The organism is Microvirga sp. P5_D2 (assembly GCF_054049475.1).
The window spans coordinates 1-25,215 of record NZ_JBFUMH010000049.1 but is presented as its reverse complement, the minus strand read 5'-3'; the positions used below and the strand labels follow the sequence as shown (position 1 = coordinate 25,215).

The window sequence follows — 25,215 nt, the reverse complement described above, 5'->3', positions numbered from 1 at the left end:
TCCCTTTGTCTGCTGCCGGAGTRATCACCCCTAGGGAATAGGTTTCTCAACCGAGTATGGAGCAGCGGCATGGTCCGGCCGCTGCCTCGTCGGGACCAACAGGAATACCACGTCCGTCGCAGAAATCACGGCAGGTCGCGACAGACGCTGAGAAAAGAACGCTGTTTGGAGAGCATAAGGAATTGTGGGGCAACAATATCGCCTACCATCTTGGTCCTCATTATACTGCCGCTGATCGGGCCTGACCGTCGGTTGCCCGGAGGAGACTCTCACGGGCTGCCCCACAGAACCTTATGCTCCCCGGTATCGCTCCGTGTCCAACGTGCACCAGGACCCTGAACTTACGCGATCGGAGTGTCGACCGTGCAGATGACACCCGTCCGGGCGAACTCGATCCGGGCTTCTCCGCCCAAGTCCTGCGCCAGGCTGCGCTCGATCAGCCGGGTGCCAAAGCCGCGGCGGCTAGGCGCCTCAACCGGCGGACCACCGTGCTCCTGCCAGCGCAGCTTGAGGCGCGGCGGCGTGCTGCCGACATCCACCTCCCACGTGAGGTCAACCGTGCCAGAGGCATTCGATAGGGCACCGTACTTGACGGCATTGGTGGCCAGTTCGTGCAGCGCCATGGCCAGATCGAGCGCCATGCGCGGCGACAGCCGGAGCGCCGGTCCCCACACCCGGAAGCGGTCGTTGCCGCTCTCTCGGAATGGCGCCAGCGCCTGGTCAATGATCGCGTGCAGGTCCGCACCCTCCCATTTCTCCTGGGTGAGCACATCATGGGCGCGGGACAGCGCGATCATGCGTTGCTCGATCAGGGCCCGCGCCTCAGGCGGAGTGGGGGCATTCCGCAGCGTCTGTGAGACGATGGCTTGCACCGTCGCCAGCGTGTTCTTGACCCGGTGGTTGAGCTCATTGAGCAGCAGCTGCTGGTACTCGGCGGCACGCACTCGTGCCGTGACATCGCTGCCCTCGATGAAGATGCCGGAGACCTTCCCATCTGCTCCGATGATCGGCTGGTAGACGAAGTCGAGGAAGATCTCCTCGGCCGGCCCCTCCGGCTGCCGCTGCAGCGTCATCGGCATCTGGTGGCCCACAAAGGGCTTTTCGGTGGTGTAGACCTCGTCGAGCAGCTCGAAGAAGCCCTGCCCGGTGAGTTCCGGCACCGCCTCGCGCACCGGCTTGCCGATGAGGTCGCGATCCCCGACAAGATGCCGGAAGGCATCGTTGACCAGGGCAAAGACATGGTCATCGCCCCGCAGGACCGCCATGTAGCCGGGGGCCTGCTGGAACAAGGCGCGCAGATCCGCCAGCTCGGCCCGTAGCAGGGCGTCACTCGCCTGGGGTTTGTTGGCGGCCTCAGAGCGATGTGACATGGACGAGCTCGTCTCCCTCGTCCGTGACCGCCACGGTCCAGCAGCAGCCCGCTTTGCTTTCATGCAGCAGGCCGCCACAGAGTTCCGCCGCGCCCTTGTCGGCCGCGCCGTTAGCGGTCATGGGGTCGGGCAGATCGACCCCTTCCCTGTCCCAGATGAGCCGATCCTTGGAGCTCAGGTGGAAATCATGGCGGGGCATTGGCATTCCTCCTCGTTCATGAGGCGGAGTGGCGGGTAGTTCATGACTACAACCTCAAGGCCCGATCACTGGTTCGATGATGGAGCCGGTCAGAGAGCCCCTGAAGAAGCCGGATCTTAAAAAAACCCAGGTCGGCCAAGCTCAAGTCAGACCAGAGAGCGGTTGTGTTGCACGGATCGGTTGGGGAACGCACTCCACCCACCCCACGTCTGTGTTTAAGCGATGCGGACGGACTTCGGGCGTCCCAGCTCAAGCATCTGGTTCAAGGCCTGAACTGCAATGGCGACCTCAGTGGCGCAGCGCTGTTCCGTCCGCGAGCGTAAGGCGTTTCCAATCACCCGTTTAAGCCGGCTGATGGCGGCCTCCACCAAGGCTCGACGCGTGTACCCGGACCTCCTTTGCCAGCCCATGCGTCCATGCTCCGCGATACTTTGCAGATGCCGATCGCGCTGGGACGGAGCGCTCTTTATCATCTCACTCGGCACCGCCGTTGAGCGTGGCGGGACGATCACGTCCGCATCAGGATGCTGCTTGGCGATAGTGTCGTAAATGCCAGTCTGATCGTAGGCTCCGTCGCCGATGAAGGAGGCAAGAGGAGCCGTGATCTGGTCGAGCAAGGGGTCGACCTGCGAAGCATCATCGACATCGCTGGTGGTCAGCTCTGATGCGAGGATCTGTCCGGTCTCGGCGTCTACGCCAATATGCAGCTTGCGCCAGGACCGGCGTCTCCGAGTACCATGTTTTTCGACCAGCCACTCGCCGGGTCCGCACAGCCGCAGGCCCGTGCTGTCCACCAGCAGATGAACAGGTCCTCCTGACCTCGAACATGGTCTTGGCACCTCCAGCGTTTCGGCCCGCCGGCTCAGGGTTGAGTGATCGGGCACCGCCAGATCCAGGCCCAGGAGTTGGGGGGATCGAGCCGATCAAGCCTTCCGTCTGACGCAGCGCCAACCGGAACACCGCCCGCAGCGTCAAGGCTGTCCGGATCGCCAGGGCCGAGTAGTGCGGCTGACCACCGCGTGTCGTCCGCGGCTCGGCCCGCCAAGCGGCGATTGCTTCCTCAGAAAACCAGACCGTCAGGCTTCCGCGCTGGCGCAGGGCAGCGTCATACTCGGCCCAGTTCGTCACCCGGTATCGCTGCTTGGGAATGTGGTGACGGCGCGCGGCATTGGCCTTGAAGGGAATGGTGGAGACATTTGGTCAGAAGCCGAACAAGCCTCTACGTTACCCGATCCCGGTTACCAACTTGCTCATTCATGCAACAAGGCGTCGGATAACTGCCAAGTGAACCCGCCTGAGAGAAAGGCGGTTGCGGGTTTGGTCCCCATTGTTGGGTTTGCCGGATGGTAGTATTTTGAAGTGGCCCGATCTGGTTGTGCCTTCGCGTAATGGTTTGTGGTTTCATTAGTGCCAAGCCGTACGCTCACCGCCGCAGATCAGAGTAAGATTTCATCTTTACGGAGGGACATCCAATGGCAACGGTCCCTGAATGGCGTCTCGCTGGCGACTGGTTCGACATCTGCAGCTGCGATATCCCCTGCCCCTGTGAGTTCGCCCAAGCCCCGACGAACAACGCCTGCCAAGGCATGCTGGCATGGCATGTCCGGCAAGGTCATTTTGGCGAGATCCGGCTCGACGATCTGAACCTGCTCGCCCTTGCCGCCTTTGAGGGCAACGTTTGGGCTGGCGACGCGACTGTGGCAATGGGCCTCTTCATCGATGAAAGTGCCGACGGGCGACAGCGCGAGGCCCTGCAGCGGATTTTTGCCGGTGAAGCCGGCGGATGGCCTGCCCAGTTTGCCGCTCTGGTCGGAGAATTCCGAGGCATCGAATTCGTCCCCATCACCTTTGAAGTCGCGGACGACCTTGCCTTCTGGCGAGCCGAGATCCCAAACCGGGTCGTCGGGCGAGCGGAGGCCCTGACCGGGCCGACGACACCGCCGGGTCAGCGGGTCCAGATGCTCAATCCGCCGGGATCTGAGGTCGGACCCGGGCAAGTCGCCACCTGGGGCCGATCAGTCGATGTGCGCACAGAGGGATTCGGCTTCCAATGGTCCGGCGACAGCCGGTCGAGCAAGCACATTCCGTTTGACTGGGCCGGACCGGATCCTGTCTCGCCTTGAGAGGTGTGCCGGTGCGGACTTCCAGCAGAACCGGCCAACTTGTAAGGCCGCACCTAACGGTTTCTCCGGCACGGGCACGGTTGTCCCTGCTGCTGTCGCTCGGCGTCCTGACGGCGGGAGCTTGGGTGCTGACTCTGTATCAAGCCTTCGACATGACCGAGCCGCCGGGCATCGTAGTACCTAGCGGCTCGGCCATGGATGGCATGAGCGAGATGGCGATGACGGGCATGCCAGTAGTCGGCTGGTCGCTGCAGGAAGCGGTTGCGTTTGTGGCAATGTGGACCGTGATGATGGCGGCGATGATGCTTCCCGCCATGACACCAATGGTGCTGACCTTCGCGGCCGCCCAAGCGCGGCGAACCCGGACCATGGCCATCCCGACCTGGATCTTCATTGCCGGATACCTGCTGGTCTGGCTGGCTGCAGGCCTGCTTGTCTACATCCTTGTCCAAGCCGGCAGCTCGTTTGTCGCCCACCTGTCCAGCGCCGAGCGGGAGCGTTGGGCGCCTCTCGCCCTCGGGGCCGTTCTGGTCGGCGCCGGGCTGTATCAGTTCACCCCGCTCAAGCGTACGTGCCTTGCCCATTGCCGCTCACCCTTGGCGTTTGTGGCTCTGCACTGGCGCGATGGTCGCTTCGGTGCTCTCCGGATGGGCCTTCGGCACGGCGTTTATTGTCTTGGCTGTTGCTGGGCCCTGTTCGCTGTTTTGGTTGCCGCTGGCCTGATGAGCGTGGCCTGGATGCTGCTGCTGACGCTTGTGGTCGCCATCGAAAAGCTGCTGCCGCTGGGCCAGCGGGCAGCGGCGGGCATCGGCCTTGCGCTGCTCATCCTCGGGGTGGCTGTTGGTAGCGGCGCCGCTTTGATGCCATGGCTTGCCGCGGCCGTCGGCAGCGGGCCAGGATAGGTGCGCAATGGAAGCGCTGGTTCACGAACAGATCCTGGACGAGCGCCTCGCTGCCTTGGAGGCAGCTCGCGCTTGGAGCCCACGCGTAGTCTCCAAGCTGGAGAGCCACATCCGGGCGGCCGATGACGCCGCCCTGTTCCGCATCAATCCGATCCGGTTCGCCGTCGAGAAAAACATCGCCGAGGCCGAAGCCATAGATCTGTTCCTGCACGGAACGTTTCTGGGCCTCTTCGAGATGGACTGGCTGCTGCTCTGCTCAGCCTGTTCCTGCGTGGTCGAGAGCTTTGGCAGCCTCAAGGGGGTGCGCAATCAGTTCCACTGTGCCATGTGCCGGGCCGATCTGGAGGCCGCGCTCGACGACTACATCGCGGTCACCTTCACGGTCTCGCCGCAGATCAGGTCGATCGCATTCCACAGGCCCGAGACCCTTTCGGCTCAAGACTTTGCCTTCGCCTACAAACTGACGGACGAGGGACTGCTGCCCGACGGAACACCTTTTGTCCAGATGCTCAGGTCCTGGACCTCCGCTGTCAGCTACCTGCCGCCAGGAATGACCCAGCTCGAGGTCGACGCCAATGAAGGGCTTCTGCATGCGTGGGGACCCGACACTGATGCCGGTTTTGACTTCCGGGTTGAAGGCGAACCGGCCACGTCACCTCAAATCGCCCGCATCCGCTACCTGGGCACCCGCTGCGAGCCAGCCGTAGGCACCATGGCACCGGGCCGGATTGTGTTTGAGATCGAGAATGACACAGGTCAGCAAGGGTTTCTCGGCATCTCCGCTGTCCCCGCCAAGGACCTGCCGATCCTGGCGATTCCCGAGCTCGACTTCCTGTCCAACCTATCAGGCAGCCGCCTGCTGGCGACTCAGACCTTCCGGGACCTATTCCGCTCGGAAGCGATCCGGGCGGTCGAGGGGATCGGCGTCCGCGACATCACACTACTCTTCACCGACCTGAAAGGCTCGACCGACCTCTATGATCGGATCGGCGATCTCAACGCCCTGTCGCTGGTCCAGCAGCACTTCGAGCGATTGCGAGATGTCACGGTCCGGCATGGTGGTGCGATCATCAAGACCATCGGCGATGCTGTCATGGCGGCTTTCGTCGAGCCGGCGGATGCCGTCCGGGCTGCACTTGCGATGCTGCAGGACTTGGAAGCGTTCAATAGCCGCTTGCCAAGCCGGGAGGTCATTCTCAAGGTCGGCATTCACAGGGGAGCGGCCATTGCGGTTACGCTGAACGAGCGCCTCGACTACTTCGGTCAAACGGTCAACATCGCAGCCCGCGTTCAGAGCCTGTCGGACGCAAAGGAGATCTGTCTGACGGGTGAAGTTCTGAGCGCGCCGGGCGTCAAAGACATTCTGGCGCCCTTTGCTATGGAGCAAGAGATGGCCCAGCTGAAGGGGGTCCATCAGCATATCCCGGTCTTCCGGATCCGTTCCGCGAATTCTTCGGCTGTGTAAACGTCTGCTCTTCGCCGCTTCGCGGAAATACGACCTACTTCCGGAACGTGCCGATTGCGTTGATAAAGTCGGCATCCAGACGGGCTGGGACAGCGATGAAGCCTGCCCTGTTGAAGTTGGGTTTGAGGTGAGGTGTGCCTTTCGGACCTTCTCAGGGTGAATCGGCACCGAAGCTGTGACCCCTCGCAAGGGAAGCGCAACGCCTTGGTTTAGCGACACAAGACAGAAATCCGGCGAGGTCATTATCGGCGCCGATAATGACCTCGCCGACGCTATGAATTTGCCAGAAAAGCCATGCATTTGATGGYAGTCGGCTCGAGGGTCACCATTCGATGCTGATTAACATACATGCGCGCCATGGACGAGGCCGGACCGGCTCCTGTCGCCAAGGCGGCCTGATAACGCCTTAGCACCTCCGATGATGAGAAGGCCGCCTACGACGAGGCGGCCCTTTTACTTTCCCTGGTAATGCCGAGCGGTCCGTCCGATCGTCAGGTCATGAGGTTGGCTAGTCGCCGTGCGCCGATGATTTCCTCCGCGAGGAGGTCCGCCGGCCGCCCTTCCGACCGGCGCCGTGGTCATCGTCTTTGCCTGGCGACCCGCCAAGTGCGGTCGTCACGACCTCACCTGCGGCACCAATGGCAGCCGCGGCGACCTCCAGCGGAGCCGCGACGATCTCGGCGCCGAGACTTCCTGCGGCCGACACGGCATTCCGGCCTTCTCGTGTTCCGCCGCTTTGGCCCTGCTCGCTGCTTTGCGGCTTTTCAAGCACGTTTGCGACGGCCCTGAGAGCCTCGGCCATCACGGCGCGCGCCTGTGGGGAGGTGAGCGTTGTCTCCAGGCTCGAGAGCCATGCCATCAGGTTCAGCAGGCTGCCTTGAGACCGTGAGCGGGACGCGGAGCGGGCCTGCGTCGTGGAACGCGATCGCGATGTGCCGGAGGATGAACGTGCTGCCGTGCGCGATCCTGCGGAGGAACGGGACTTCGCGGGAACAGCCTGGGACTTCGTTGCAGACCGGGAGCCCGCCATCGCTTTGGGCTGGGCACGCTTGGAAGCGCCAGTCTGCTTCTTCGTGGCAGACCGGGAGGCGGACTTCGACACGGACTTCTCCGGCGTTTTCCGGCTCCTGCTGGGTTGGGAAGTGTCGTCTCTTTTGGTTCGAGCCATTGCCATTCTTTCATCTGCTGGGGCCGCAAGCCGGCCGTAACCGAGGAACCGCGTTCCTCCGCGATGACAATGACGGCGTGGCCGTTCGGTTCGCTCGCACAAAAAGGGCGACGGCGAATCAGGTCCGCCTCAAGAACTCCAGGCCAGACGGAAGATCGTGCTCCTTCCCACGAGATGCGTCCAACACATCGGTGGCAAAGCTAATCTCGACGGAGCGAGCGTTGATGAGGTTTCAGGTGAAAACCTGGCGCCGCTCCTGCGATGGAGACGAGCAGATCAAGGTGACCACAGCAGTCTTCACGTCTGTCGCCTTTGACACCGGCTCCCGTCCCCGTCTCTTGCCAACGGGCTAAGCGCACCGCGCGATGCAAGCAGCCTGTTAGGATACTCTGATCAGAGCGCCTGCTGACTGCTGGAGGTTACTCCGGGGCAAAGAGTAACGAATAGCAAATGAAATGAAGATCCGCTCACCGCCTCATGAACAGACCAAAGTGGTTCTTCCAAGATGTGCTGTTTGGTGCGAGCCGTCCACAGCGTCATTTTCGGATGTTCGCTCGCAGATCTACGGATACCCCTGACAGGAGACTGGTAGTCCCGTCTCGAAGGGTGCATCCAATGGGTTTCGGCAGTCTCGTCTTTGATGTCGTCCTTGGACCGGCGCTTCACCTGCTCGACAAGGGCATTGAGGATCATGGGCCACCTCCGGTTCGGAGGCGCAAATGCGGCCCGCATCCGCAACGGGCGGTCAACGCCACGAGTTTGCGACAGGCCCCTACGACCCGGTCGGAATGCATCCGAGCTGCTGGAAGAGGCCGAGCCGGTCCAGCTCGACCCAGTCCTCTCTCAGCTTGCCGTCGGCGAAGCGGCCGATGATGATGACAGTCCACGTCACGTTGCGGCCGGACGCGGCAATCCCTTGCCATTCGCCCTGCTGGGTCGCCTGCCAGCGGCCACGCCAGACGCCTCGGTCGCCGGCGAAGAACATGTCATCCAGGGTGTAGGCGGCGTCCGGAAAGGCGCCGAAAAAGCCTTCCATCGCCGCGCGCCAGGCAGGTAGGCCGTGGATCGTCTCCATGCCCAGCCAGTGCGATGTCAGCTCGTCATCCCAGTACTTGTCCAGGGCGTCCACACGGTGCCCGTTGAAGACCTCGTCGATGTAGGCGCGGATCAACGCCTCGTGCTGGTCTGCCGCCATCGTCCGTGCTCCTCCCCACTGCCTAGATTGCATCCCCGTAGCTAAGTCTGGCTGTCCATGTGCTCCTCCCTCGGGGTACGCACCCACCCAATTCAGGAGCGATGTCGACAAAGCATCGATCAAAGGCGGCTCGTCGGGAGCCAAGGTCCAACGCGAGACTTCAACTGATGTGAACAGGATACGCCTTCCCGCCCGGGTGGAAAAGCAGCTCAGATAGGGACGAGATCAAAGGCCAAGCGATCCAGCATATCCGGTGAGTTCCAGGTAGCCCCGTCCGCCAGGTGTGGAGACCAGTCCCTCCCAATAGCTGGGCATTCCCGTGGCGCGCCCGTCCAGTTCTTGCGCATCGAAAAGGGGCGTGAGGCGGATGCGGCGCGTACCTTCGGGGAGGCGGATCTCGAAATCGGCCTCGACAGGGTAGGCCGCGCCAGTTTGAGGCGAGTGCCAGCGCCGTCGGGGTACGAAGCGCACGTCCTCGGGCGTGAGCAGCAGCTGCGTTCCGTCGGCTCGGCGGAGCGTGCCGCCGGCATGAACGGCCTGCCCGTCGCGGCCCCGGACCTGGAAGGCCATCAACGCAGCACCGTCATCGAAATTGACGCCGGTCCAGTCCCAGCCGACGGCGTCGGGCGGGAGATAACTCGACGACCATTCGCGGTCGAGCCAGGCGCGGCCCGTCACCGCCGCCCGTTTCCCGTCACGGACCACGCTGCCGACAACCGCCAGCTGCGGCATCGAGTAGTAATAGCTCGCCTGCTCGGGGCGCGGGCCCTTGCGGCTATAGCCCCTGTCGCCGTTGAGCATCGCAGGTTGGGTCGGGGTAAAAGAGAGATCAAGCGTAAAATCCCGCGCGCGCGCTATGGCGTGGAAGACGCCTTCGGCGCGCCGGTCGAACTGCCAATCGAGCAACACGATCCGGGCATCGCCCTCGTATGCCTCCGCGATCCCGAGGCCCTGCCGCGCAATACGCTGATCATGGATCAACCTGCCCCTGGCGGGGTCGGACAGTGCCGCGTGCGCGAAGATGATCTGGCGCGGCGCAAAGGCGCTCGGGTTGTCGGGAGCGATCCCGGGGCGCGAACGGAAGAAGGTGATCTGGAACCCGATCGGCCGGCCATCGGGGGCATCAAGCCAGCCGGTGAAATACCACCATTCGGTGCGATAGTCCGGATGCGCGCCATGATCACGCGGGAAGCGGAATTCTGCGCCCGGCGTAACGACGGGATAGGTGGGCTGCGGGCTCGCCACAGGCACGGCCCAGCCGGCGGCGAGCAGGAGCATCGTGATCGCGAGCCGCGTCTTCATCACCAGTCCTCGCTTACAGCACGAACTGCGTCGCGCGACACCGCCTGGCGCCCGGCGATCATCGCGGTGGCGGCCGCGGTGCCAATCAGCGCGGTCGCAACGCMGAAGATCAGTCCCCAGGGAATGCGTGTCGTCATCGTCCAGTTGAACGATTGCGGGTTGATCACATGGATTAGGATCTGGCTGAGCGCGATCCCGACGGCGCTGCCCGCCGCCATACCGACMAACCCGAGGAGTGCGCCCTCAATGGCGAGCATCGTGACGATCTGGCCCTTGCCCATCCCGACATGGCGCATCATCCCGAATTCCTTGATGCGTGCGACCGTCTGCGCCGAGAAGGAGGCGGCGACCCCGGCCAGGCCGATCAGGATCGCGATCGCCTCGAGCGCATAGGTGATCGCGAAGCTCCGGTCGAACAACCGGAGCGCGCGTCCGCGCAGGGCGGCGGGTTCGGCGAAATCCACGCGCCGGGTCATATCGGGCGGCAGTTGCGCCAGGATCGCCGCCCGCGCTGCCGCAACCGAGGCGCCCGGCACGAGCTCGACAGCGGCCTCGCTGCGGACGGCATCGCCGGTGATCGCAGTGTAATCGCGCGTGTCGATCACAATGGCGCCCTGCTGCCGGGCATAGTCACGCCAGATCCCCGCCACATGGCCCATCACCTTGGCGCCGCCCGCGCCGATCGGCAGTGCGAAAGTGTCACCAGGCTGCGCGCCGTAAAGTCGCGCCGCGGGCTCGGACAGCCAGAGCGCGATACCGTCCCCCGACCGTGGCGCCCGCTGGATTAACGGTAGCGAGTAGCCAGGCCCCGTAACTGGGCGAACGATGAGCAGCGCGGGGGGAAGCTCCGGATCGAGCGTGACGGCCAAGCCCTTGCTGAAGGCGATGTCCGCAACCCCCGGCGTTGCGGCGAGGCGGCGCTGCGTTTCGGCGTCGAACATTGGCTCGTTCGACGCCGCGGCGACATAGAGATCGGCGCTGAGGAAACTCTTCAGCCAGTCGTCAACTGAGCCCCGGAAGCTGGTGACCATCACCGCCATCGCGATCATCAGCCCGGTGCTTGCGACGATACCGCCGAGGGCGATCGAGGCCTGGCCGGGCGCGCCGAGAAGGCGGTGAAGCGCCATCTCGAAGGCGGGGACGCGCAGCTTCGCGTGTCCCAGCGGCCGCAGCAGCAGGCGCGCAAGCCAAGGCATCGCAGCTACCCCGCCGGCAAGCACAAGCCCGACCGCAAGATAGCCGAAGACCGGAAGCCGGTTCACTGCCGGGAGAAAGGCGCACACGGACCCGGCCCCGATCAGTATCACGGCCGGGACGATACTGGGCGGCTTGCGTGGGTCGACCTGATCGCCTGCATCCTTGAGCGCCAGCGCGGGCGCGATCCGTGCGGCGCGTCGGGCGGGCGCGTAGCTTCCGGCCAGTGCGGTCGCGATGCCAAAGCCGAAGAAGAGCACCGCCGCTTCGGGCGTGAAATCGAGCGTCGTCGTCGCGCCGTCGAAATAGCCCGCGCCGAGATCGCCGCCGAGCAGGCGCAGAGCAACCCCCGCGATCGCATAGCCTCCCACCAGGCCAATCAGCGCGCCGATACCACCCAGTGCCGCGCCCTCGGCGAGGAGCTGGCTGGCGAGCGCGCGTTCCTGCAGGCCGAGCGTGCGGAGCAGCGCGAACTGGCGCAGCCGCCGCGTCACCGCGAGTGATTGCGCAGAATAGACGAGGAATCCGCCGGTCAGCAGCGCGACCAGTGCGAGCATGTCGAGGTTGACGCGATAGGCGCGCGAGAGCGCGTCGCCGCGGCGGCTCTCAGTCTCGCCATCGCTGAGCTGCGCGCTGGCGGGCAGGACGGACGCGAGCTGCGCCTTGGCGTCGGCAAGGGCGGTCCCGGGCTTGAGCTTCAGGTCGACACGATCGAGCGTGCCGAGCCGTCCGAAGCGCCATTGCGCCGACGCGATGTCGATGACTGCTATGCCCTGCCCTGGCGCCACGCCCGGCAGGTCCCCCGCAACGACGAAGTCGTGCGTCCGGCCATTCGCACGCACTTCGACCCGGTCGCCGAAGTCGAAGCCCGTCTGGGTCATGGCGTCGCGCGATAGGTAGAGCGCGTCCTGATCGAGCACGGCGGCGAGGTCTATCGACCGCGGTCCGGCGCCCGTGTGTGCGATCTGAGGTCGGATGACCAGGCTGGGCGAAACCGTCAGCGTGCGAAACATGTCGAGCCCCAGAAGCGGGATCGGGTGCGCCCGTTCCCCGACCGTCGCGCGCATCTGCACGACGGGGCTCGCGTCCGCGATCACGCCGAGCGCCATCAGTGTGGGATAGAGTCCCTCGTCAAAGCCAAGCGCGCTCGCACCGCGCACCTGCAGATCGGCACCGCCGGCGGCACTGCGCACCGCCTGCCCGAAGGATTCGGCGGCCGACCGATTGATGACATGGACCGCAAAGGCGAGCGCGACGCCAATTGCGATGGCGAGACCGGCCAGCACAAAGCGCATCGGAAAGGCGCGCAGTTCACCGACGATCAGCCAGCGCCAGGCGATCGCGCGCGTTTCAGCCATCGGCCGGCACCAGGCCATGCGGCGTGAGCATGAGCTGCCGGTCGGCCGTCGCCGCGGCCAGCGGCGAGTGCGTAACGAGCAGCATCGCCGCGCCGCGCTCTCTCACCGTCCGGCCGAGCAGCGCGATGATGTGTGCCGCGGTGTCAGGGTCGAGATTGCCTGTCGGCTCGTCGGCGAGGATCAGCGCTGGTGCATGCACCAGCGCTCGCGCGATCGCAACACGCTGCAGCTCGCCGCCCGAAAGCTCGCGGGGATAGCTGGACAATCGGTCGCCGAGCCCGACTGCAGCGAGCATTTCGCCGGCGCGCACCAGCGCCACGGTACGCGGTTGTTTCTGAAGGATGAGTGGGAAGGCGACGTTCCGCACGAGATCGAGGTGCGGCAGGATGTGGAAGGCCTGGAACACGAAGCCGATCGCATCGCGACGAAGCGCGGTCCTCCCAACCTCGTCCAGCCGCACCAGATCGGTTCCGGCCACCATGACCTCCCCCGAATCCGCGGTGTCGAGCCCCGCGATGATGTTGAGCAAGGTCGACTTTCCCGCGCCCGATTCACCCCGGATCGCAACATGCTCGCCTGCTTCGAGCGTCAGCGCGAGTCCGCCGAACAGCCGGCGTCCGCCGGGGAGCACCTTGGCGAGCGAGGTCAGTCGGAGAACGGGCTCACGCATCGTCACCAGAATAGGGCTTTGGCTCGAAGCAATAAAGCGGGCATCGTCAACTTAACGGGTTTGGTGTGCCTTATACGAGCTTTTGGCTTGGTGCAGATCGTGCATGTTCAATGACTTAGAGCTGAAGGTTCCGAACTCAAGCAGCCGATATTCGCTTAAGTTGACGATGCCATCTGGTGGCCGAGGATCTGGTTGACCTCCTCCAGCGGCACGCCATGGGCCATCGCCCAGTGGGTGTGACCCCACTGGCAGTAACGGCAGTCGGTGACCGAGGTCACGCCGAGCATGACCTTCTCGCGCAGCGCGGGGGAGGTTTTCGGCCTGACCAGCGCCGAGAGAAGGATGGGACCCGAGGCCATGACGTTGCCGACCGTCCTGAGGAAATTGCGTGGCGTCAGCATGCGCTTCGCCACCTCGGGCCGCTTCGACGGCGGGCTCGCATCACGCCCTGGCTGCGGATCGTTGGCAGGTGCGGCGCCCATGCCAACGGTGACGTGGAAAGGTTCTGTCATCCCTTCACCTCCTTGCCGGCCGTTCAGGTCCTGCCGCACGCTGGGTGCGCGGTCGGCACTTCCTGTCGGTTCGGCCACCTCACTGCGGGCTACGGCACGTAGTTGGCGCTGGTGTCCGCGCCGTATCCGCAGCCCTGGTAAGTGCCGTGCAGCTCATCGCGGATGATCGCGGCCCAGCCATCGCACCGGGCGGTGTCGAGAGAGAGATCCCGGGCCAGCACCTTGGTCTCGAACCTCCAGCCCTGCGGCAGGGCCTTCAGCTTGCCGCCCACCTGGTCGAGCGTGTCGAGGGTGAGGCTCGGGTCGACGTCCTGCGTGTATTCCTGCATGACCCAGACCGTTCCCCCAGGATCCCGCAGCAGGTGCACCGGCGTGCCGGCATGCCAGATCCAGTTGCTGTTGCGATAGATCAGCGAGGGCCGATAGGCATCCTTCATCTGGGCCATCATCTCGGCCCCGGTCATCTCGCCGCCGTACATCATCTTGACGCCGTGGAAGTCCACGACGTCGCCGCCCTGGACGTCCTGCTCGTCCATGAGCCAGATGCGGCCGCCGTTGACCGCGCACATGTCCACCTCGAGTTCGCGCGCGAGCCGCACCGGATCGATCTGCCTGTGGCTCTCGGGTGTGATCTCGTCGAGCGCCGCGGCGGTATAGACATGCGCCCGCTGGGTGGCCCCGACGCCCACGAAGGCGCCCAGGCCGCAGAACCGCTTGCCGCGGGTGTTGCTCACTAGGGTTCTGGCGCCGTGCATCCCTATTCTAAGTTTCACGGTAGCTGCTCCGGTTGGGCTGCTGCCGGCTCGAGGAGCCCGACAGCGCCTCGGCGATCAGGGGATATAGTTGGCGCTCGTGTCCGAGTCGTAGCCGCAGGCCTGATAGGTGCAATGCAGGTCGTCGCGGATGATCGAGGCCCACCCGTCGGATAATGTCGTGTCGAGCACGAGGTCCCGTTCCAGGACCTTGGTCTCGAACCTCCAGCCTTCGGGGAGCGTCTTCAGCTTGGGACTGATGGTCTTCAGGTTGTCGAGGGTGAGGCTCGGGTCGACGTCCTGCGTGTACTCCTGCATGACCCAGACTGTGCCGTTGGGCTCGCGCAGGATGTGCGCCTCCTTGCCGGCGTCCCAAGTCCACCGGGTCAGCCGGGTGAGGAGGGTCGGGACATATACCCGGGCCCGTGGAAGTGGGCGATCAGGTCCTTTGCGACCATCTGGCCGAGGTGGCCCATCCTGGCGCCGTCGAAGTCCCAGCCGTAGCCGTACTGGCACTCGCCGTGGTCGAACGTCCAGATGCGTCCCGTGTTCGCGACGACCATGTCGACCCCGAGCTCCCTGGCCTTCTTCTCCGGATCGGGCTTCCAGGCGAAGTCGTCGGGAGTTTCCTGATTTCCTGCGTTCGCGTTCATGTGGGCGCGAGCGTTCAGCCCCTTGCCGACGACGATCGCGGCGCCGAGATACCTCGTGTCCCGGCAGTTCGGAAACCTGACGTGGTTGAAGGGGTCAAACCGTGAATGCGGAATCATCGTTGGCTCCTTGGGCGTCGCGGTTGAACAGGTGCCGGGGCCAGGCTGCTTCACCTGTTCATCTGATTGCAGCCTTAGTCGTGCCGTTTCCCGTCCTGGCTCCCGGCTCCGACCGAGCGCGGGCCTTTACCGCGAGCGCTGGGACTCGATGATGCGGCCCATGGAACGCAGCTCATCCACGGACTTGCCATAGCAGTCGACGGCGGCCGTTCTGCCGGAGGGCGGCTCCACGATACGCTTGGCATTCACCGTCGCGGAAAGCTGCCCGCCTGGCGGCATGTAGGTCGCCGTGCCATCCTTCTTGACCGTGGCGAGATAGCCGACGACCCAGGTTTCGGTCCGGTTGTTCCAACACATGATCGCCTGCGGAAGGTCAGGCGGCACTGTCTGGGCAAGAGATTCCGTCGTCGACGTGACGAGCGCCGCGGCGCCCAGCATCGCGAGAACGATAACCGATTTGTGCAGCATCTCAGGCATGGATCTCTCCCCTTTGGCTGGCTTCTTCCCGCGCTCCCGCAATCGCCCGGGACAGCATGCCGCCCGAGAGGTTGCGCGCCTTGAAGCCGTTCTGGAGCAGGATGCGGGTCGCGTAATAGGCGCGCTGGGAGGACCGGCAGATGACCTGGATCTCGCGGTCGCGGGGAAGTTCGCCCAGCCGCGCGCGAAGCTCATGCACCGGGATGTTGACCGCGCCCGGCACGCTCTCCACCGCCAGTTCCACCGGCTGGCGCACGTCGAGCAGGAGGGCCCCATCGGTGTCCGCCCAGTGGGCCAGGGGCATGTCGCCGCGCAGGACGTCGGCGGCGACCATCCCGGCGAAGTTGATCGGGTCCTTGGCGCTGCCGAACTGCGGCGCGTAGCACAGCTCGGCCTCCTCGAGGTCATAGATGGTCGCACCCATCTGGATCGCCATCGCCAGTGCGCTGATGCGCTTGTCCACCGCCGGCCCGTCCCGGCCGAGCGCCTGCGCGCCGAGCACGCGGCCATCGGACTTGCGGAACAGGACCTTCAGCGCGATGGACGTGGCACCCGGGTAATAGCCGGCGTGGGAGTTCGGGAAGAGGTAGACCTTCTCGTAATCCGCTTCGCCGAGCTTTTTCAGCGTCTTCTCGCTGGCCCCGGTCCAGGCGGCGGCCGCGCCGAACAGGCCGATGATCGACGTGCCCTGGGTGCCACGGAAGCGCGAGTCGCGCCCGGCGATCACGTCGGCCGCGATGCGGCCCTGCCGGTTCGCCGGACCGGCGAGCGCGACGAGGCTCCACTGCCCGGTGACGAAGCCCCTGACCTCAATGGCATCGCCGACGGCGAGGATGTCCGGATCGCTCGTGCGCATCTGGTCGTCGACGCGGATGCCGCCGCGCTCGCCGATCTGGAGGCCGGCCGCCTTGGCCAGCGCGGTGTCAGGCCGCACGCCGAGCGCGAGGATCACGAGGTCGGCCGGGTAGACCGTGTCGGCCTTCGTCCGCACTTCGAGCGCGCCATTATCCACCTGCCTGAAGCCGGCGACGCCGTCGTTGAGCGCCAGGCGCAGGCCGTGCTTCTCCGCATGGCCTTCGACGAGGCGGGCCATCTCCCGGTCGAGCGGCGCGAGGACCTGGTCGATCATCTCGACCAGCGTCACCTCGAAGCCGGCATGGATCAGGTTCTCCGCCGTCTCGAGCCCGATGAAGCCACCGCCGATCACCACCGCGCGCCGCGGCGGCTTGACGAACTGGATGCCCGAGTAGTTGGCCATGCCCGCCAGGAAGTCCGTGCCGCGGGCCATCCACTCGCGGATCCTGCGCACGTCCGGCACGGTCCGCACCTGGAAGATCCCGGGCAGGTCGATGCCGGGCAGCGGCGGGCGCACCGACGGGGCGCCGGGCGACAGCACCAGCTTGTCGTAGGAGTCGGTCGTCACCTCGCCGGTGGTGACGTTGCGCACCTGCACCGTTTTGTTCGTGCGCGAGATTGAGACCGCCTCGCAGTTGGTGCGCACGTCGATGTTGAAGAGGCCGCGGAACGTCTGCTCGCTCGCGACCAGCAGCTTCGCCTCGTCCTCGATCACGCCCGAGATGTGGTACGGCAGCCCGCAGTTCGCGTAGGAGACGTACGGCCCGCGCTCGACCATCAGGATCTCGGCGGTCTCGTCCAGCCTGCGCAGGCGTGCCGCGCACGACGCTCCGCCGGCCACGCCCCCGACGATGATGACCTTCATGCCTTTGCTTTTGCGTTCCATGACCGTGTCCTTTGGGCGATCTCGGAGATCGAGCTTTGGGGTGCGCCGTGAGCGTGCGGCCGGACGGCAGTGGGCGACGCATCAGCGCTCTCGTAGACCCACACGCCCGGGATGAGGCTGGCCGGCGTGACCGCGTCGCGGTTGGCGACAACCTGCCGAATGTCCTCCAGTCCAGCGCCCCAGTGCTCGATCACCGTGGCGCGCGAGAACTCGTAGTCCTTCGTTTGCGAGACATGCGCCAGGCGGTCGTTCATGAGGCGAACGATCAGCCACTGCCGGTCGTCGCACAGGGTGGCGAGCAGTTGCGCATCGGGATCGGCCCGAAGGCCGGCCGGCAACTTGTCCATCAGGCGGATCAATGCCCCGCGCAGCTCGCCGAGCCTGACGGCATGCTCGACGGAGAAGCGCTGCTTGCTCGCGTACTGGATGTCCTTGTGCCGCTCGAGGACCTCGCCGAGGGTGCCGGGCAGGTCCCCTATCGCCTTGAACAGGTCCACCGTCACGATGAGGGCGGTCGTCAGCGGCCGCTCGTCCCAGACGTAGGTCAGGGGCGTGTTGCTCACGATCCCGCCGTCCCAGTAGGACTCGCCGTCGATCTCGACGGCCGGGAATCCCGGCGGGAGGGCGCCGCTGGCCATCACGTGCTCGGGGCCGATGCGCGTCCGCTCGTTGTCGAAGTAGACGGAAGCACCCGTCCGCACGTTCACCGCACCGAGCGAGAGGCGCACCTCGCGGCGATTGATCAGGTCGAAATCGACCAGTTCCTCGAGCGTTCGCCTGAGCGGCGTCGTGTCGTAGAAGCTCACCGCCCCGGGGCCGCCCCCGGCCGCGAAGAAAGGCGGGGGCAGCCGCGGCACGAAGAAGCCCGGGCTGCCGAAGGTTGCGACGATGCCCGCGCTTATGGCGTTGAGGGCCGGCCGCATCGGTTCGAGCCAGGCGGGCCAGGCCAGCGGGGCATAGGAGCAAACGCGGTCCCAGAACGCGTGCAGCCGTTCCACCCGTCGCTCGGGCGGGTTGCCCGCGATCAGCGCCGCCGTGATCGCGCCGATGGAGACGCCGACCACCCAGGTGGGGGCCAGGCCCGCTGCCGCCATTCCCTCGTACACCCCCGCGTGGTAGGCGCCGAGCGCTCCGCCGCCTTGCAGAAGCAGGATCTGGTGATCAAACCGAGGCTTTGTCATGGAGTGGGACACAAGGATCCTTTCGCTCGCCATCCCAGGATAGCTGACGGGTTAGCGCTATTAGCTCGCAGCTAAGTCAGTCAGAGATGACGAACCGCATAACTGCAGTGGCAATAAGTATGCTTATTGCCGTCACAATTGCGAAGCCCACGATCGTCCTCCACACTATGGGTGATTAACCAAGTTGACCACTGAACGACTCCCAGGATCCGGTATTGCGTGCTCCCGGCCCAGCCTGCAGGGTTTCCTGCGAATTCCCAGAGAGCAGCTTGAGCGATGGAGCGGAAGACTCCTTGATATTTCGCAAGAACACGAAAACGATGTTTGTTCTACTTCAGACGAGTGAGCCAGGAACAACGCCTATGCATGAGTCGAGGTAGGGGCGGCCTTGCAACTCCGAGGAAGCATCATAGGAGTATCGCTAATGTATTTTCCTACGGCCGCGACATTCCTGACAGCGCTTGTCCTTAGTGGCCCGGTCAGCGCCCAGGTATACATGAATTCACTGCCCGACCAGTGGAGCCCTGACAAAACAACCCGCAATATGTTGGTCGCTTGTGTCCGTGAAGGCCGGAAATGGCATGGGATCCAACACGATGGAACCTACGCTACTTACTGTGTGGGTCTGGCCGCGAAAAAACTCTATGGCAGGTTCGGAGCGTTAGGCGTCAAAGCACGAGATCCATATGCACCGTTTCGTCGCCCAGGGACCCGACGTGCAAACGTAAGGTTTGGCACCGACGATGAACAGGAACAGCTCGTGCGTTGGCCGAGCGAGCTATGTCAGTGCACCCTCACGGCCAAGCGTCTGCGAGCACGAGAACTTACGCCCTCGTCCTACCTGTGCCGGATATCCGGATTGGATAAGTACGCAAAAACGTTCTCGTGCGGGCACGTGTTCCTACGATGATCCAAGGCCTCTGGATATGCACGTTAGAGCGCGAGGAAGGCTCAACAAATTTTTGTTTCCTGGGGTCTGTCGAGGTGGTTTCGCTAGACTGTCCAGCGAGACGGCCAGAAGATCAGAACGGCCACGATGAACATGAGCAGGATCGACGCCATCATCTGAATGACCCCGAAAATGGGGGCTTTGTCGCAAATCCGATATTGGATCGTAGAAGTAGCAGGTGCTTTGCGATGCACTCATGCGGCAAGCAAGTGAAACTGCTCGGCGAGCGATGGTTGCCCATTGCAGGCGTACTTCGCCTGTTGTTTGCGCATCATGTGGATCATCTCGATCCCACCCAGGATCACTCGCGCTGACACCATTGACTTGAAGCCGAGCATCGGTCGAACACGCCGCTTGACGGCCCGATGGTCCTGCTCAATCCGATTGTTGAGGTAGGCACTTTGTCGAATGCGAATGGGCTTCAGATCACGCTGCAATCTTCTCTGGAGCCGGTCTACGGTATCGCACGACAGGATCGCTTCGCGGTTGGTCTGACTGCCATCGATCACAATCCTCTCAGGACGGCCATACCGCTTCAGGGCTTTGCGCAGAAATCGTTTCGCCGCAGCCAGATTGCGCCGCTCGCTGAACCAGAACTCGACGGTGTCGCCGTTGCTATCGATGGCACGGTAGAGATAGCGCCACTGGCCCCGCACTTTGATATATGTCTCGTCCACGTGCCATCTCCGACCGACGGCTCGCTTGCGCCGGTTGAATTGCTCGAGCAGGAGCGGGGCGTAGTGAACCGTCCAGCGATGGACGACCTGTGAGAAAATGCTCTGGGAGCTCCGACGTGCTACACTAGCCGGAGCTTTCCCAGGGAGATCAGGTGATGGACCCTGTCGATCCGCAGGCCTCAAGTGAGACGGCTCAAGCGTCCTGCTCAGATCCATCGCGACGGAAGCGCGTTCGGCTGGTGTGCGCTGATCGCCGGCAGCTGTGTTGGACCATGCTCGACGTTGAGCGATTAGTAGATGAAGACCATCCGGTTCGGGCAATCTGGGAGTTGGTGACCCGGCTTGATCTGTCAGCCTTTATAGACCGGATCAGTTCGCTTGAAGGTGGAGCTGGACGCCCCGCCTACGATCCTCAGCTTTTGGTGAGCTTATGGATCTATGCCTACAGCCGCGGCATCGGCTCGGCGCGAGAGGTGGAGCGTCGCTGCGAGCACGATCCCGGCTTTCGTTGGCTGACAGGGCTCCTCACGATTAATCATCATACCCTGTCCGACTTTCGCTTGGCCCACCATGATGCGTTGGACGAGGTCTTCACGCAGATTCTCGGAATCTTGAGCGCAGAGGGGCTGGTTACCCTGCAGACCGTCATGCACGACGGCACGAAGATCACCGCGCAAGCAGGACCAAGCTCGTTCAAGCAAGAGGAGCAGATCAGGAAGCATCTGGTTGCAGCTCGGGAGCAGGTTGCGGCCATGGGAGATCCGCGCTGCGAGGAGGACACCCCTCGGCAAGCAGCAGCGCGCGAGCGAGCCCGGCGTGAGCGGGTTGAGCGGCTCGAACAGGCGCTGATCAATGTCCAGCAGATCACTCAGGCCAAGCGCCCCGGCTATGCTCGCGCGAGGCAGCGGCAGACTGGGGTCAGCGCGACTGATCCGGAGGCGCGGATCATGCGCCATGGCGATGGTCACTATGCCTTGAGCTACAACGTTCAAATCTCTACCGATGCAGCCTATGGCATCGCAATCGGCTTGGATGTCGGGCAAGCAGCCCCTGATTACGAGTATCTTGCTCCAGCTGTCGAGCAGATCGAAGAGCGGCTGGGACAAACGCCTAACCAGTTAGTGGTGGATGCCGGCTATACCAGTCGCGAGAACATCCTGGCAGCGCACGCGAAGGATGTCGAACTGATCGGCCCGTGGGTTGAGACCGACGGCCGTGTCCAGCAGCGGTTTGCGCGCGTTGGCGTGACGGATGCCTTTCTGCCCGACAAGTTCCAGTACGATCCAGCATCTGACACGTACACTTGCCCGGAAGGTAAGCGTCTGATGGCCCGTGACGGTCATGACCGGCCAGGACGAAGGCTGGTGCGCTACCAGGCCAGCAAGACCGATTGTCGGGTCTGTCCCAGCCGCCGGCAGTGCTGCTCAGGCAATCGCACCTACGGACGCTCGATTGTCGTCACGCATGAGAACCCAGTCGTGAGCGCCTTCCGGAGCCGTCATGCAAGTCCAGAAACACGAAGCTTGCTCCGCGAGCGTGGACGCGTGGCGGAGTTGGTCAACGCATGGCTGAAGGAGAAGCTCGATCTCCGGCGCTTCCATGTGCGTGGATTAGCCAAGGTCAGCACCGAAGCGCTCTGGGCAGTGCTGACCTACAACATTCAGCAATGGGTCCGTTTGCGCTGGCGCCCGCGGTTCGAAGAGATCAGAACCTGATAGGAGCGGACCGTCAGGCGCTCAGCTCCAAGCTGCGCTCCTGATGGAACACATTGTCCACTGAATGGCGGCTTGCTTGCTCTTGCCGCCTTCACGAAAGCCAGGAGAGTAAACAGATCTCATCGCATCCGCCGAAGCGATTTTCTCACAGGTCGTGCACCGTCGCATGGTCGACGGAGACCCCTCGCTCAGCCATCATCTCTTCCAGATTCCGGAGACTGAGATTGTAGGCCAGATACCACCGCACGCAGAGCAGGATTACCGAGCGATCGAAATGACGGCCTTTGAACATCACAAGCCTCCGGAGCTTGCCAGAGGCATAGACCAAACTGAGTTACTGATGAGTTTGCGACAGTTCCGGTTTGACTGCCATCAATCACAATCCTCTCAGGTCGGCCATGCCGCTTCAGTGCCCTACGCAGGAACCGTTTGGCCGCCGTGAGATTGCGCTGTTTGCTGAACCAGAACTCGACCGTATCTCCATTGCTGTCGACCGCTCGGTAAAGATACAATGGGGTGGACGCCCCTCCGGCAGCGCCTAGCTGCCAAGGTTGTAGCATTCGCAACCATAACCAAGAGGATCGTCCATGCAGACGCTTGATATCATCGGCATCGATCTGGCGAAGAATGTGTTTCAACTCCACGGCGCAAGCCAAACCGGCGCTGTGCTCTTTCAAAAGAAGCTGTCGCGGGGCAAGCTGCTGATGTTTCTTGCCGCTCAACCAACCTGTACGGTCGCGATGGAAGCCTGTGCGAGTGCCCATTTCTGGGGGCGCCAGATCAGTACTCTGGGTCATACGGTGAGACTGATTGCTCCCAACTATGTGAAGCCCTTCGTCAAACGGCAGAAGAACGATGCGGCCGATGCCCAAGCCATTTGCGAGGCCGCTCACCGGCCCACCATGCGCTTTGTCGCGGTCAAGAGTGAGGAGAAGCAGGCCTCCACCATGGTGTTCAAGGCCAGAGACCTCTTGGTGCGCCAAAGAAACCAGATCATTAACGCCCTGCGTGGGCATCTCACCGAATTCGGCATTATCGCACCGCAGGGCCCCAGGCATATCCACACGCTCATCGCTGCAGTTGAGGATCCGGCTACGGACCTTCCTGAGGCCGCGCGATCCGTCTGCCAGATGCTCATCACGGCCTTAAGTGAGTTCAACCACAAGATCGGTGAGCTGGACCGGGAGATCACGCAGCGAGCCCGGCAGGACGAGGAGATCCGACGCCTGATGACGATCCCTGGCGTTGGTCCGATCACAGCAACAGCTCTGGCGGCCTTGGCTCCGGCGGCCGAGACTTTCGACAAGGGCCGGGATTTTGCAGCTTGGATGGGGCTCACACCCAAACAGAATTCATCTGGCGGGAAGGCCCGATTGGGCAAGACATCAAAGATGGGGCAGCGCGACCTGCGCCGCCTGCTCATCATCGGCGCCACAGCGGTTGTCAGATGGGCGACCAGGCATGGCACGGCTCCGCAGTCTTGGCTTGGGCGGATGCTCCGCCGCAAACCGCCGATGCTGATCGCGGTCGCCCTGGCAAACAAGATGGCGCGGATTGCCTGGGCGCTGATGGAACGGGGAGGAGTTTATCGAGCTTCGGGTGCTGCCGCATAAGCAGAATAGCCCGAGGGACTGCCGGAGGATGTGAGAAGGTCGAACGCAGATTGATGGGACAACGGTTGATCAAACGGGATCAGAAGAACCAGTCGTTGGATGGGCGCTTCGAGCGCGCAGATACATATTGGATCTGATCTGCGGACTTCCATAAGGGCCCGCGGCGTTTGTAAAGCCGCTTCGAGAGGCCGGACACACGTCAGCACCCGATCGCAGTCCCAAGATCACGCGTAATGATTTTCCTTGCATTTAACGGGGCGTCCACACACATCCACCGCCCACGGACTTTGATATAGGTTTCGTCCACGTGCCATCTCAGGCTGACGGCTCGCTTGTGCCGATTGAATTGCTCGAGCAGCAGCGGGGCGTAGTGAACCGTCCAGCGATGGATGGTGGCATGATCCACCGTCACGCCTCGTTCGGCCATCATCTCCTCCCGATTCCGCAGGCTCAGGCCATAGGCCAGATACCACCGGACGCACAGCAGGATGACTGAACGATCGACGTGACGGCCTCTGAACATCATACACCTCCGGAGCTGACCAGAGGCAGAGGTCGAACCCAGTTACCGAACAGTTTGCGACAGTTCCCATCAAGACGGGATCGTCATCACGGCCGAACTGCCTGGCGTGCGAAACGACGACTTGGAAATCACAGTGCACCGCGACACGGTAACACTTCGCGGAGAGCGCCAGGATCAGCCGGACGAGGCCCGGGCTTACCCACCGCCGAGAGCGGGGTCGGGGTAGCTTTGTTCGGACCTTCGGACTTCCCTTCCAGGTGGACCCTGACAAAGTAGATGCGAAGTTGAAGGAGGGTGTTTTGACGCTGTCCCTGCAACGTCCTGAGCACGACAAGCCAAAGCGCATCCGCGTTACAGCTTGAAGCAGTCCCAAACAGGAGGAGGTTCTCATGGCTAAGAAGCCTCAGGGGCAGCAGGTCGAGGCCGAGCAACCGAACCAAGCTGAGCAGAAGATGCCCGCAGAGCGTCAGGGCGGGGAGCGCACGCGGTCGGGCCGAACCTTTAGGCCTCGGGTGGATATTTGTGAGACGGACATTGGGCTGATGCTGCTGGCAGATATGCCAGGCGCCAAGCCGGACGGTCTAACGATCACGCTTGATAGGCGGGCCCTGAATATTCACGCGGCAGTCGAGGATCACGCGCCCGAGGGGTACAGCCCGATCTACCAGGAGTACCAGGTCGGCGACTTTGAGTGCGACTTTACGCTGTCGGGTGATTTCGATGCCGATAAGATCGAGGCGACACTGACAAATGGTGTGCTCCAGCTAATGGTTCCCAGAGCTGAACAGGCAGAAGCCAGGACAATAAAAATCAAAGCGGGTAGTTGATCCCGCTGGACCTCTTGAGAATTGCCTGTGAGGTGCAGCATGGTATTCTGAGATGGAGCGTTTCGGGGAAAGTTTTCTCCTGGAAAATTGCACCCAGGCACGTAGCAACCTTCAGGTCAGTGCTCGTGCCCCGAAGTTGCCTGGGGCGAGAACTTAGATCAAGCGGTCCTGGGCGACTTTGAGTACTGCTGCAAGCTTTTCGAGCATGGCCTCCTCGATATCCTTAAGGCCATCCAATACCGCACCGATGTCGTGTTTGGAGATGCCGCTCTTCGCGGCAAGATGGAGAGCATAAGGAACTGTGTGGCAACAACGTCGCCCGTGGTCTTGGCTTTCACTGCACGGCCGCTGACCGGGCTTGATCGCTTCTCTCAGAAGGGGCCCACTCGCTGGTTGCCCCAGTGATCTTCATGCTCCCCATCCAAGTCGTTTCGAATGCTTGGATTGAGCGTCTTGGCATCAGCGAAAAGAAGGCTGTGCGGCAGGTTGCCGAAAATACGGAGTTCGACTCAGAGCTGTCGCTCGCTTGAGA

Annotated in this window: 24 protein-coding genes and 5 pseudogenes; 9 read left to right on the top strand and 20 right to left on the bottom strand. The window is 63.3% G+C overall.

What is annotated here, in order from left to right; translation table 11 throughout:
• Positions 1–341: 341 nt before the first annotated feature.
• From ACXJKO_RS14595 to ACXJKO_RS14585, 3 genes and pseudogenes are all read right to left on the bottom strand, one after another.
• Positions 342–1,370 (bottom strand): sensor histidine kinase, encoded by a 1,029-nt coding sequence (locus tag ACXJKO_RS14595; RefSeq protein WP_457091813.1) that lies wholly within the window; start codon positions 1,368–1,370, stop codon positions 342–344.
• Complete coding sequence (locus ACXJKO_RS14590; protein ID WP_457091812.1) at positions 1,354–1,569, bottom strand: DUF6894 family protein; 216 nt, start codon at positions 1,567–1,569, stop codon at positions 1,354–1,356. Before ACXJKO_RS14590 ends, ACXJKO_RS14595 begins: the two co-directional genes overlap by 17 nt.
• A 215-nt stretch (positions 1,570–1,784) precedes the next feature.
• Positions 1,785–2,754 (bottom strand): annotated as a pseudogene (locus ACXJKO_RS14585) (IS5 family transposase).
• A 287-nt stretch (positions 2,755–3,041) separates the two neighbouring features.
• Between ACXJKO_RS14585 and ACXJKO_RS14580 the strand changes: the two are divergent.
• From ACXJKO_RS14580 to ACXJKO_RS14570, 3 genes are all read left to right on the top strand, one after another.
• Complete coding sequence (locus tag ACXJKO_RS14580; protein ID WP_457091811.1) at positions 3,042–3,692, top strand: DUF1326 domain-containing protein; 651 nt, start codon at positions 3,042–3,044, stop codon at positions 3,690–3,692.
• A 125-nt stretch (positions 3,693–3,817) separates the two neighbouring features.
• Positions 3,818–4,594 carry a DUF2182 domain-containing protein gene (locus ACXJKO_RS14575; protein WP_457091810.1) on the top strand — a complete coding sequence of 259 codons (777 nt, stop codon included), beginning with the start codon at positions 3,818–3,820 and terminating at the stop codon, positions 4,592–4,594.
• Between the two features lie 7 nt (positions 4,595–4,601).
• The gene (locus tag ACXJKO_RS14570) at positions 4,602–6,059 is read left to right on the top strand and encodes a DUF5939 domain-containing protein (protein WP_457091809.1); all 1,458 of its coding nucleotides are present in this window, start codon (positions 4,602–4,604) and stop codon (positions 6,057–6,059) included.
• A gap of 508 nt (positions 6,060–6,567) precedes the next feature.
• On the opposite strand, the gene ACXJKO_RS14565 is transcribed toward ACXJKO_RS14570, so the two are convergent.
• The gene (locus ACXJKO_RS14565) at positions 6,568–6,918 is read right to left on the bottom strand and encodes a hypothetical protein (protein ID WP_457091808.1); all 351 of its coding nucleotides are present in this window, start codon (positions 6,916–6,918) and stop codon (positions 6,568–6,570) included.
• 55 nt (positions 6,919–6,973) lie between these two features.
• Between ACXJKO_RS14565 and ACXJKO_RS14560 the strand changes: the two genes are divergently transcribed.
• A complete protein-coding gene (locus ACXJKO_RS14560; RefSeq protein WP_457091807.1) occupies positions 6,974–7,267 on the top strand; it encodes a hypothetical protein in 294 nt (97 codons plus the stop codon).
• A gap of 353 nt (positions 7,268–7,620) precedes the next feature.
• Here the strand turns inward: ACXJKO_RS14560 and ACXJKO_RS14555 are convergent, their stop codons facing one another.
• The 13 genes and pseudogenes from ACXJKO_RS14555 to ACXJKO_RS14495 form a co-directional block, all read right to left on the bottom strand.
• The gene (locus ACXJKO_RS14555; RefSeq protein ID WP_457091806.1) at positions 7,621–7,920 is read right to left on the bottom strand and encodes a hypothetical protein; all 300 of its coding nucleotides are present in this window, start codon (positions 7,918–7,920) and stop codon (positions 7,621–7,623) included.
• A gap of 79 nt (positions 7,921–7,999) precedes the next feature.
• Positions 8,000–8,422, bottom strand: a complete 423-nt coding sequence (locus ACXJKO_RS14550) for an ester cyclase (protein ID WP_457091805.1) — start codon at positions 8,420–8,422, stop codon at positions 8,000–8,002.
• A gap of 225 nt (positions 8,423–8,647) precedes the next feature.
• Entirely contained in the window at positions 8,648–9,724 is a 1,077-nt protein-coding gene (locus ACXJKO_RS14545) for a lipocalin-like domain-containing protein (protein ID WP_457091804.1), read from the bottom strand.
• Complete coding sequence (locus ACXJKO_RS14540; RefSeq protein WP_457091803.1) at positions 9,724–12,276, bottom strand: FtsX-like permease family protein; 2,553 nt, start codon at positions 12,274–12,276, stop codon at positions 9,724–9,726. The genes ACXJKO_RS14545 and ACXJKO_RS14540 overlap by 1 nt, the downstream gene beginning before the upstream one ends.
• Complete coding sequence (locus tag ACXJKO_RS14535; RefSeq protein ID WP_457091802.1) at positions 12,269–12,946, bottom strand: ABC transporter ATP-binding protein; 678 nt, start codon at positions 12,944–12,946, stop codon at positions 12,269–12,271. The genes ACXJKO_RS14540 and ACXJKO_RS14535 overlap by 8 nt, the downstream gene beginning before the upstream one ends.
• A 155-nt stretch (positions 12,947–13,101) precedes the next feature.
• Positions 13,102–13,458 carry a carboxymuconolactone decarboxylase family protein gene (locus tag ACXJKO_RS14530; protein ID WP_457091801.1) on the bottom strand — a complete coding sequence of 119 codons (357 nt, stop codon included), beginning with the start codon at positions 13,456–13,458 and terminating at the stop codon, positions 13,102–13,104.
• Between the two features lie 89 nt (positions 13,459–13,547).
• Positions 13,548–14,231, bottom strand: a complete 684-nt coding sequence (locus tag ACXJKO_RS14525) for a hypothetical protein (RefSeq protein ID WP_457091800.1) — start codon at positions 14,229–14,231, stop codon at positions 13,548–13,550.
• 57 nt (positions 14,232–14,288) lie between these two features.
• On the bottom strand, positions 14,289–14,528 hold the full coding sequence (locus ACXJKO_RS14520; protein ID WP_457091799.1) for a hypothetical protein: 240 nt from the start codon (positions 14,526–14,528) through the stop codon (positions 14,289–14,291).
• A 68-nt stretch (positions 14,529–14,596) separates the two neighbouring features.
• On the bottom strand, positions 14,597–14,980 hold the full coding sequence (locus tag ACXJKO_RS14515; RefSeq protein WP_457091798.1) for a hypothetical protein: 384 nt from the start codon (positions 14,978–14,980) through the stop codon (positions 14,597–14,599).
• A gap of 126 nt (positions 14,981–15,106) precedes the next feature.
• On the bottom strand, positions 15,107–15,457 hold the full coding sequence (locus ACXJKO_RS14510; RefSeq protein WP_457091797.1) for a hypothetical protein: 351 nt from the start codon (positions 15,455–15,457) through the stop codon (positions 15,107–15,109).
• Positions 15,450–17,198: an FAD-dependent oxidoreductase gene (locus ACXJKO_RS14505; protein WP_457091796.1), complete on the bottom strand. Its 1,749-nt coding sequence runs from the start codon at positions 17,196–17,198 to the stop codon at positions 15,450–15,452. The genes ACXJKO_RS14510 and ACXJKO_RS14505 overlap by 8 nt, the downstream gene beginning before the upstream one ends.
• Positions 17,174–18,379 (bottom strand): patatin-like phospholipase family protein, encoded by a 1,206-nt coding sequence (locus ACXJKO_RS14500; protein ID WP_457091795.1) that lies wholly within the window; start codon positions 18,377–18,379, stop codon positions 17,174–17,176. Before ACXJKO_RS14500 ends, ACXJKO_RS14505 begins: the two co-directional genes overlap by 25 nt.
• Before the next feature lie 1,143 nt (positions 18,380–19,522).
• Positions 19,523–20,089 (bottom strand): annotated as a pseudogene (locus ACXJKO_RS14495) (IS6 family transposase); the annotation flags it as partial.
• Positions 20,090–20,160: 71 nt separating this feature from the next.
• Here ACXJKO_RS14495 and ACXJKO_RS14490 point away from each other — a divergent pair.
• Positions 20,161–21,720, top strand: coding sequence for an IS1182 family transposase (locus tag ACXJKO_RS14490; protein WP_457091794.1), 1,560 nt, complete (start codon positions 20,161–20,163; stop codon positions 21,718–21,720).
• A 154-nt stretch (positions 21,721–21,874) separates the two neighbouring features.
• On the opposite strand, the pseudogene ACXJKO_RS14485 reads toward ACXJKO_RS14490, so the two are convergent.
• Together ACXJKO_RS14485 and ACXJKO_RS14480 are read right to left on the bottom strand one after the other, a co-directional pair.
• A pseudogene (locus ACXJKO_RS14485) lies at positions 21,875–22,012 on the bottom strand (IS6 family transposase); the annotation flags it as partial.
• A 55-nt stretch (positions 22,013–22,067) separates the two neighbouring features.
• Positions 22,068–22,232, bottom strand: a pseudogene (locus ACXJKO_RS14480) (DDE-type integrase/transposase/recombinase); the annotation flags it as partial.
• Positions 22,233–22,307: 75 nt separating this feature from the next.
• Between ACXJKO_RS14480 and ACXJKO_RS14475 the strand changes: the two are divergent.
• Complete coding sequence (locus tag ACXJKO_RS14475; RefSeq protein WP_457091793.1) at positions 22,308–23,333, top strand: IS110 family RNA-guided transposase; 1,026 nt, start codon at positions 22,308–22,310, stop codon at positions 23,331–23,333.
• A gap of 271 nt (positions 23,334–23,604) precedes the next feature.
• Here the strand turns inward: ACXJKO_RS14475 and ACXJKO_RS14470 are convergent.
• Positions 23,605–23,856 (bottom strand): annotated as a pseudogene (locus ACXJKO_RS14470) (IS6 family transposase); the annotation flags it as partial.
• 106 nt (positions 23,857–23,962) lie between these two features.
• Here ACXJKO_RS14470 and ACXJKO_RS14465 point away from each other — a divergent pair.
• From ACXJKO_RS14465 to ACXJKO_RS14455, 3 genes are read left to right on the top strand one after another with little or no spacing between them, the layout of a single operon-like run.
• A complete protein-coding gene (locus ACXJKO_RS14465) occupies positions 23,963–24,082 on the top strand; it encodes a hypothetical protein (RefSeq protein WP_457091792.1) in 120 nt (39 codons plus the stop codon).
• 31 nt (positions 24,083–24,113) lie between these two features.
• Positions 24,114–24,218 carry an Hsp20 family protein gene (locus ACXJKO_RS14460; protein WP_457091791.1) on the top strand — a complete coding sequence of 35 codons (105 nt, stop codon included), beginning with the start codon at positions 24,114–24,116 and terminating at the stop codon, positions 24,216–24,218.
• A 27-nt stretch (positions 24,219–24,245) separates the two neighbouring features.
• The gene (locus tag ACXJKO_RS14455) at positions 24,246–24,683 is read left to right on the top strand and encodes an Hsp20/alpha crystallin family protein (RefSeq protein ID WP_457091790.1); all 438 of its coding nucleotides are present in this window, start codon (positions 24,246–24,248) and stop codon (positions 24,681–24,683) included.
• Positions 24,684–25,215: the final 532 nt, after the last annotated feature.